The organism is Flexivirga sp. (genome assembly GCF_051955415.1).
Taxonomy (GTDB): domain Bacteria; phylum Actinomycetota; class Actinomycetes; order Actinomycetales; family Dermatophilaceae; genus Flexivirga.
Genome location: NZ_JBQCGS010000072.1, coordinates 1 through 7226 on the forward strand (window position 1 = coordinate 1; position 7226 = coordinate 7226).

At 68.8% G+C, this 7226-nt stretch carries 10 protein-coding genes and 1 pseudogene; 8 read left to right on the forward strand and 3 right to left on the reverse strand.

Going from position 1 to position 7226, the window contains the following annotated elements; translation table 11 throughout:
• Window positions 1-203: 203 nt before the first annotated feature.
• Both ACTHL4_RS12020 and ACTHL4_RS12025 read left to right on the forward strand, forming a co-directional pair.
• Window positions 204-422 (forward strand): hypothetical protein, encoded by a 219-nt coding sequence (locus ACTHL4_RS12020; protein WP_440283007.1) that lies wholly within the window; start codon window positions 204-206, stop codon window positions 420-422.
• A gap of 25 nt (window positions 423-447) precedes the next feature.
• Window positions 448-927, forward strand: a complete 480-nt coding sequence (locus tag ACTHL4_RS12025) for a pyridoxamine 5'-phosphate oxidase family protein (protein WP_440283008.1) — start codon at window positions 448-450, stop codon at window positions 925-927.
• Window positions 928-1010: 83 nt separating this feature from the next.
• Here the strand turns inward: ACTHL4_RS12025 and ACTHL4_RS12030 are convergent, their stop codons facing one another.
• A complete protein-coding gene (locus tag ACTHL4_RS12030; protein WP_440283009.1) occupies window positions 1011-2195 on the reverse strand; it encodes a zinc-dependent alcohol dehydrogenase in 1185 nt (394 codons plus the stop codon).
• Between the two features lie 193 nt (window positions 2196-2388).
• Between ACTHL4_RS12030 and ACTHL4_RS12035 the strand changes: the two genes are divergently transcribed.
• Genes ACTHL4_RS12035 through ACTHL4_RS12045 form a run of 3 tightly spaced genes read left to right on the forward strand, consistent with a single transcriptional unit; the run spans window position 2389 to window position 3830 of the window.
• Entirely contained in the window at window positions 2389-2895 is a 507-nt protein-coding gene (locus ACTHL4_RS12035) for a hypothetical protein (protein ID WP_440283010.1), read from the forward strand.
• Complete coding sequence (locus ACTHL4_RS12040) at window positions 2895-3296, forward strand: hypothetical protein (RefSeq protein WP_440283011.1); 402 nt, start codon at window positions 2895-2897, stop codon at window positions 3294-3296. Before ACTHL4_RS12035 ends, ACTHL4_RS12040 begins: the two co-directional genes overlap by 1 nt.
• Window positions 3297-3329: 33 nt before the next feature.
• Window positions 3330-3830 (forward strand): DUF3253 domain-containing protein, encoded by a 501-nt coding sequence (locus tag ACTHL4_RS12045; protein ID WP_440283012.1) that lies wholly within the window; start codon window positions 3330-3332, stop codon window positions 3828-3830.
• 15 nt (window positions 3831-3845) lie between these two features.
• On the opposite strand, the gene ACTHL4_RS12050 is transcribed toward ACTHL4_RS12045, so the two are convergent.
• Window positions 3846-4400, reverse strand: coding sequence for a type 1 glutamine amidotransferase domain-containing protein (locus ACTHL4_RS12050; RefSeq protein ID WP_440283013.1), 555 nt, complete (start codon window positions 4398-4400; stop codon window positions 3846-3848).
• A 137-nt stretch (window positions 4401-4537) separates the two neighbouring features.
• Between ACTHL4_RS12050 and ACTHL4_RS12055 the strand changes: the two genes are divergently transcribed.
• Together ACTHL4_RS12055 and ACTHL4_RS12060 are read left to right on the forward strand one after the other, a co-directional pair.
• Window positions 4538-5275, forward strand: a complete 738-nt coding sequence (locus ACTHL4_RS12055; protein ID WP_440283014.1) for a DsbA family oxidoreductase — start codon at window positions 4538-4540, stop codon at window positions 5273-5275.
• Between the two features lie 7 nt (window positions 5276-5282).
• On the forward strand, window positions 5283-5759 hold the full coding sequence (locus ACTHL4_RS12060; protein WP_440283015.1) for an SRPBCC family protein: 477 nt from the start codon (window positions 5283-5285) through the stop codon (window positions 5757-5759).
• Window positions 5760-5917: 158 nt separating this feature from the next.
• On the opposite strand, the gene ACTHL4_RS12065 is transcribed toward ACTHL4_RS12060, so the two are convergent.
• Complete coding sequence (locus ACTHL4_RS12065; RefSeq protein ID WP_440283016.1) at window positions 5918-6430, reverse strand: DUF4262 domain-containing protein; 513 nt, start codon at window positions 6428-6430, stop codon at window positions 5918-5920.
• 69 nt (window positions 6431-6499) lie between these two features.
• Between ACTHL4_RS12065 and ACTHL4_RS12070 the strand changes: the two are divergent.
• Window positions 6500-7226, forward strand: a pseudogene (locus ACTHL4_RS12070) (DEAD/DEAH box helicase family protein); the annotation flags it as partial.

Below are 7226 nucleotides of genomic sequence, written 5' to 3' on the forward strand. Positions count from 1 at the left end.
GGCAGCACCAGGTGACGGGTGCGCACGCCGGCGTTGGCGTGCACGCGCTCGAGCAGCCGCCGGTCGGCATCGTCCCTGGTGAGCATGGCGGCGAAGGCGGCCGTCACCTCCTGCTGGTCGTGCTGGTGCTCCGGGAGCACGCCGGACACGGCGGCGAGATGGCTCACCCCCAGAACCTACCCCGGCCTCCTACTGTCAATCCCATGAAGCGCATTCCGGGCGGGGCACTCCTCGCGAGCTGCCATCCCGGACCGACCGTTGCGGTCATCGACGTCGCGCTGCTCGTCCGACGCTGCACGCAGGGGACCGGCGGCCGGCGCCGTGGGTTCGGCCGGTTGAACCGCGCCGGTCCGGGTATCGCTGCTGGAGACACGTCGCGCGCCATACGTCAGCGGGGGCCGCAGAACCGCCGCAGTGAGTGACGTGGAGAGACCGGAAGGAGCCGGGATGGCACAGGCGGGTACGCCCGAGAAGGTCGCCGAATTGGTGAAGGACGTGAAGGTCGCGATGCTGACCTTCGTCGACGGCGACGGAGCGCTGCGGAGCAAGCCGATGGCGACCCAGGATGTCGACTTCAGCGGCGACATCTGGTTCATCGGCGAGCGGGACAGCCACAAGTCGCGGGCGATCGCGGCGAATCCGCGGGTCAATGTCGCGTATGCCGGCAGCGGCTCGTGGGTGTCGGTCGCGGGTCGCGCGGAAGTCGTGGACGATGTCGACCGATTGAAGGACCTGTGGAACAGCTTCACCGATGCGTGGCTCGAGGGAGGTCCGGACAATCCCAACAACGTGCTGATCCATGTCAGCGGGGACAGCGCGGAATACTGGGACTCACCCGGCGGCAAGGTCGTACAGGTCGCGAACCTGGTGAAGGCGAAGGCAACCGGGCAGCGGTACGAGGGCGAGAACGAGCAGGTCGATCTGTAACCCGTCCGCTGCGGCGATCCGGCCGATCGTCGAGGCACGCGACAGGCCACCCGAGGGCCGGCAGGCCCCGGGTGGTCGCGTGCTCAGGGCTTGAAGACGACCTTGACCATGCCGTCCTGCTTCTGCTGGAACTGCTGGTATGCCGTGGGCGCCTCCTGCAGCGGCAGGTGATGGGTGGCGAAGGAGTCCACGCCGAACGGGTCGTCCTCGACGAGCATCGCGAGCAGTTCGTCGGTCCAGGCGCGCACGTTCGCCTGGCCCATCCGCAGCTGGATCTGCTTGTCGAACAACTGGAACATCGGCATCGGATCCACGGCTCCGCCATACACCCCGGAGATGGAGATGGTGCCGCCCCGGCGCACCGCATCGATGGCCGTGTGCAGTGCTGCCAGCCGGTCGATGCCGGCGTTCTTCAGCAGCGGCTGGGCCACGGCGTCCGGCAGCAGTCCGGCGAACTTCTGCACCGCGCTCGAAACCGGTGAACCGTGTGCCTCCATGCCTACCGCGTCGATCACCGAGTCGGCCCCGCGGCCGCCGGTGAGTTCCCGGACGGCCGAGCCGACATCAGTGCCGTCCAGGTCGTCCAGATCGATGACCTCGGCACCGGCGGCGCGGACCCGCTCCAGCCGCTCGGGGATGCGGTCCACCGAGATCACCCGGTGGCCGGCGCGCACCCCCATCCGGGCCGCCATGTCGCCGATCGGTCCCGCGCCCATCACCAGCAAGGTGCCGTCGTCGGGGACCGCGGCGTACTTCAGGCCCTGCCACGCGGTGGGCAGCACATCGGACAGGAACAGGAAACGATCGTCCTGGTGTTCCTCAGGCAGCTTGACCGGAAGAAAGTCGCCGAACGGGACCCGCATGTACTCGGCCTGTCCGCCCGGCACCTGCCCGTAGAGCTTGCTGTAGCCGAAGAAGCTGGCGCCGGTGCCGTGCTCGTGGTTCTGCGTGGTCTCGCACTGACTGAACAGCCCTTGCTCGCACATCCAGCACGAACCACAGCAGACATTGAACGGGACGACCACCCGGTCCCCCGGCTGCAGCTTCGAGACCGACGCGCCGACCTCCTCGACAACGCCCATCGGCTCGTGCCCGACGACGTCGCCGGGCTCCATGAACGGCGCGAGCGTCTCGTACAGGTGCAGGTCCGATCCGCACAGACCCGTCGAGGTGACCCGGATGATCACATCCGTGGGCTCCTCGATCCGCGGATCCGGCACCTCGCTGACGCGCATGTCGCGCGTGCCCTGCCACGTCACTGCCTTCATCGGCCTACCTCTCGTTCCGGGAATCGATCGACGGCGATGTACCCGGATCACGCTCACCCATTCGGATACGGCGAGCAGTTCGCAACGCCACGTCGCATCGGGCCGCCGGTTAGGCTGCCGGGACCGAGCACGTACCCGCACTGTGCACGACGGCGCTCGGCGCAGTCGCCGGCCGTCGTCGGGAGGAGAGCCGATGACGTTGTTGAGCACCACCATCCGCGCCACCCACCTGGTCACCAATGCCGCCTGGTTCGGCGGCTCGCTGAGGGGAGCCGTCGGTCTCAATCCGGCGGCCCGGCGCGGCGATGCCGACACGTCGGAGGTGGCCGGCACCGGCTGGGAGCGGTGGGGTCCGGTGCAGGGCGTGGCGATCGGCGCACACCTGCTGACCGGCCTGGGCATCGTGGCGGACAACCGCCGACGGGTCCTGCTGCACCCGCCGACCACCACCGCGGTGGTGCTCAAGACCACCCTCACCGGGGTGGCGCTCGGCTCGACCGCGTGGGCCTGGCAGGCGGGCAGGCGCCTGAGCGACACCGCCCCCGCCGAGTCCGCGCAGCACGCACGTGATCGCACGGCGATCTCGTGGTTGCAGTGGGTGACGCCGGCTGCCACCGGGGCGTTGCTGGTCCTGGACGCCTACCTGGGTGAGCAGCAACGCGGACTCGCCGGCCGGCTCGACCCGCCGATGGGGTCCTGATGGGTGCCGACGACCCGGGCACTCAGGTCTTCGAGTTCGACTTCGAACCCCGTTACCGTTGGGCCGCACGGCCTTTCGGGATCGTGGGGCACTCGTACATCGAGCTGACCGGCGAGGAGTTCGTCGCGCGGTTCGGACCGTGGTGCGTGCGGACTCCGCGCGCCAACATCGCCTCCTGTGCGCTGAGCGGCCCCTACGGTTTCGTCAAGACCGCCGGCCCGGCACACCTGTCGCTGGCCGACCGCGGACTCACCTTCGCAACCAACTCCCGCCAGGGGCTGTGCGTCGAATTCAGCACACCGGTGCGCGGCATCGACCCGCTCGGGCTCATCCGGCATCCCAACCTGACCGTCACCCCTGCCGATCCGGCGGGGCTGGCTCGAACGCTGGAGGCCCGGTGACACCGCCGCTGAGCCCGGCCGGTGCGTGGGACCGTGGCGTCGCCGCCTGATCCGCGGCTGACGCCGGACGGGCATCATCTGGTCGTCGACGGGCGCCGGTGGCGGGCCACCGACCCGTCGATCCCGCAGACGTTCCGGGCCGAGTTGGTCGCCGAGTTGATGACGGCCCGCCGGCTGGTGCGGACCGATCCGGGCACGGCACGGCCGCGGGTGCGCGACGCCAAGGTGGCGCTGGGGGAACGGGGCCGCCCGTGGTGGGAGGCCGGCGACGACCAGGACCGTCAGGCCCGGATGGAGGCGGTCATCCGCAGCCTGTTGCGCCACCGGGCGGGCCGCTCCATCTGTCCCAGCGATGTCGCCCGCACCGTGGGCGGGTCGTCGTGGCGGGACCGGATGGCGGAGGTCCGGACGGTCGTATGGCGGCTGGCCGACGAGGACGTCGTGCGCGTCACCCAGGGCGGCCGGGCCGTCGGGCCGGGCAGCAAGGGGCCGATCCGGGTCGTCCCCGGACCGGCATTCCCGCTGCCCGGTTGACAGCCGGGCCGCTGCTCAGACGGTCGCCAGCTCGTCGACGATGGCCTTGCTGAAGGCGTCCAGGTCGCCGGGGTTGCGCGAGGTGATCGCGACCCAGCCATTGGCCGGGCACCGCTTCACCTGCTCGTCCACCCAGGTGGCGCCGGCGTTCTCCAGATCGATCTTGACGCTGGTGTATGACGTCAGCGTCTTGCCCTTGGCCAGGCCGGCGTCGATGAACGTCCACGGCGCATGGCAGACGGCCGCGATCGGCTTGCCGGCACTGCTCATCGCCTGCAGCAGGGCCTGCGCCTTCGCATTGCCGCGCAGCGTGTCGGCGTTCACCGTGCCACCGGGCAGCACGACGATGTCGAAGTCGTCGGCGGAGACGTCCTCGAGCGAGGTGTCCGGTTCGAGGGTGGAGGCCCAGTCCTTGTCACCGGTGACCGTCTGCACGGTCTTGCCGCTGTCGGAGGCGACTGTCACCTCGATGCCGGCCTTCTTCAGGTCCTCGACCGGGCGCAGCAGTTCGGGCTCCTCCACGCCGAAGTCGGTCACCAGGATGAGTGCCTTCTTGCCTTGTGCCGTCATACGTCTCGCTCCTTATCAGTCGTGCGGTGGCAGCGGATTTCGCTGACCCGGTCGTTCGGTGCAGCGCAGGGCGGGCGCGCAACATTCCCGCGGCGGCGGCGCCGACCTGTTCGGTGCGCCGGGGTTACGGTGGCGTGATGACGTCCGCTGACATCCGTTTCTACTTCGACCCGGTGTGCCCGTTCTGCTGGCTGACCAGCAAATGGGTCCGGATGGTGCAGGCCGAGCGGCAGCTCACGGTGGACTGGCGCTTCATCTCGTTGCGGCTGATCAATTCGCACGTCGACTACGACGCGCACTTCCCGCCGGAGTACGAGGCCGGGCACACCGCGGGTCTGCGGCTGCTGCGCGTGGCTGCGCGCACGCGCGCCGAGCACGGCGCACCGGCGCTGGACGCGTTGCAGGCGGCGTTCGGGCAGCACATCTTCGACACGCCCCCGCCGAGCGGCACCGGCGACGAGGAGCAGCACCGTGAGCGACGCGGCACCCGCGACTTCGTCGAACCGATCCTGCGCGATGCCGGTCTGCCCGTCGATCTGGCCGATGCGCTGGACGAGGAACGCTGGGACGACGAGATCCGCGCGGACGGTGAGGAAGCATTGCGGCTGACCGGCAAGGACGTCGGCACGCCGATCATCCACTTCGAGCCGCCGGAGGGCGTGGCCTTCTTCGGTCCGGTGATCAGCCGGCTGCCCGAGCAGGGACGGGCCGGCGAACTCTGGGACCACGTGGTGGGGCTGGCGCAGTTCCCGGGCTTCGCCGAGTTGAAGCGCAGTCTGCGGGAGCAGCCACAGCTGGTCGGCTTCGGCGTGCCCGAGGGCACGGTCGGCAAGCAGGAGGACTGGCACGGTGGCAGCCGCCGACAGAAGAAGTGAGCGCGCGATGAGCCAGGAACCTGCGCGCGCCCACCGGGAGTCGATCGTCGTCGCGACCACGCCGGAAGCCCTGTATGACGTCGTCAGCGACATCACTCGCACGGGTGAGTGGAGCCCGATCTGCACCGGTTGCTGGTGGGACGACGAGAGTGAGGCGGGGCAGGTCGGCGCCCTGTTCACCGGCCACAACGAACAACCCGGCCGCACCTGGGAGACCCGATCCCGCGTCGTCGCGGCTGATCGCCCGCGGGAGTTCGCCTGGGTCGTCGGCGAGGACTACGTGCGGTGGGGCTACACGCTGGAGCCGGACGACGCGGGGACCCGCCTGACCGAGAGCTGGCAGTTCCTGCCGAACGGGATCGCGATGTTCCACGACAAGTACGGTGACGAGGCCACCGCCCACATCGAGGAACGGACCGACCAGGCGCACCGCGGCATCCCGCAGACTCTGGCGGCCATCAAGCGCATCGCCGAGTCGTCCTGACGTCTCCCGGCTGACGATCGACCACCCTTGTGCGCGGTGAAGGTGTCCGACGAGATCTTGGACTGTTCGCGGCACACGAGAGGTGCGGCTTGACGCGCTGCCCGGAGCCCGTCGATCTACTCCTCGGTGAAACAGCGGACTGACTCAGGATGCGACGCTCAGCAGGCGCCGCATCCGCAGTCTCCGCCCACGTCGTTCACAAAGTCGCCGGGTCGTGGCTGCTGGTGTGGGCCGTAGGGGTAGTCGGGGTCCTCCGGAAAGGCCCCATCGACGTCCCAGGTCAGCTGGTATGCCGGCACCGAGTAGTCCGACGGACGCTGATAGAACCGGTTTGCCCCGAAGAGCGCGTCACCGGGATTGGGGAACACTTCCACGCGGGCCCGGCCACACCCGTTGCCGAAGTCGAGGATCTCACCGGGCATCAGGTCCTCACCCTTCTTGACCCTGTCGAAGCACCAGTTGAGCATGCCGTTCGCCGAGTGCTCATCCAGGCCGAAGACGATCAGCTCCGGATGCCCGAGCCCGAACAGCCCTGTGGTGTAACAGAAACTCGTCGACTCCGGCTTCGGCGCCGCGAACACGTATTGCAAGAAGCAGCCGTATTTGCGGACGCAGTCGCGCACCATCGCGTCCTCTTGGTCGAGCCATGCCTGGATCTGTGTGTTGGTCATGTCGATCTCCCCTCGCTCGTATGACGCCATCGTACAAACGTCCTACGACACTGCGCCGAGGTCGACGTCGTGAACGCAATCGACTTCGGCGCGTCCTTCCCGCATGTTGGTGCCCCGGACCTCTTCGGTCCCGGTGAGGACAAGAAGGACTTCTTCGTCTTCGACTGCTGTGGCAACCTGGAGTTCTTCAGCCAGGACCTGCCCGGATCGGAAGGCTCGCTCCAGAAGTCGCTCAGCCAAAGGCTTTTCGAGTCGCGGCTCGGTCTCGTCGTAGCTCTGGACCACGCGGACCTCGAACGCGACCTGCGCGCATCCAACGCCGACTGCTTGCACGAGATCGTTGCTGGGATGAACCTTGACAACTTCCTGGTGCGACGGCACCGGCAGCAGGTGGAGAGCTGGTCGGATCGTTCCCGCTGGAATGCGGTGACCACGGAGGACGCTGCCGACATACTCGAGCATCTCGCGGGGCTACCCTCGACGGTGCGTGACCCGGACGAGCCGGCGAAGCGCTTCGACCTGCTGGTGCTGCGTCGTCAGCTGGCGCAGCTCGAGGGCGACGCCGTCGCGGCGGAGCGGATCCGGGAGACGGTCCAGGCGATCGCGGGCGCCCTGTTGTCGAAGAAGGCGATCCCGTCGGTCGCGGAGCAGTCGCCGCTCCTGGACGAGGTGGCCGGCGACGAGTGGTGGGTCGACGTCACGCTGCCGATGCTCGAGTCGATGCGGCGGCGGCTGCGTGGCCTGGTGCGCTTCGTGGAAAAGACGAAGCAGAACCCCGTCTACACCGACTTCGAGG

What these genes read in the sequence shown, in the direction of transcription:
- ACTHL4_RS12020 (WP_440283007.1), top strand. Translation starts at nt 204, where the DNA reads ATGAAGCGCATTCCGGGCGGGGCACTCCTCGCGAGCTGCCATCCCGGA.
- ACTHL4_RS12025 (WP_440283008.1), top strand. Translation starts at nt 448, where the DNA reads ATGGCACAGGCGGGTACGCCCGAGAAGGTCGCCGAATTGGTGAAGGAC.
- ACTHL4_RS12030 (WP_440283009.1), bottom strand. Translation starts at nt 2,195, where the DNA reads ATGAAGGCAGTGACGTGGCAGGGCACGCGCGACATGCGCGTCAGCGAG.
- ACTHL4_RS12035 (WP_440283010.1), top strand. Translation starts at nt 2,389, where the DNA reads ATGACGTTGTTGAGCACCACCATCCGCGCCACCCACCTGGTCACCAAT.
- ACTHL4_RS12040 (WP_440283011.1), top strand. Translation starts at nt 2,895, where the DNA reads ATGGGTGCCGACGACCCGGGCACTCAGGTCTTCGAGTTCGACTTCGAA.
- ACTHL4_RS12050 (WP_440283013.1), bottom strand. Translation starts at nt 4,400, where the DNA reads ATGACGGCACAAGGCAAGAAGGCACTCATCCTGGTGACCGACTTCGGC.
- ACTHL4_RS12055 (WP_440283014.1), top strand. Translation starts at nt 4,538, where the DNA reads ATGACGTCCGCTGACATCCGTTTCTACTTCGACCCGGTGTGCCCGTTC.
- ACTHL4_RS12060 (WP_440283015.1), top strand. Translation starts at nt 5,283, where the DNA reads ATGAGCCAGGAACCTGCGCGCGCCCACCGGGAGTCGATCGTCGTCGCG.
- ACTHL4_RS12065 (WP_440283016.1), bottom strand. Translation starts at nt 6,430, where the DNA reads ATGACCAACACACAGATCCAGGCATGGCTCGACCAAGAGGACGCGATG.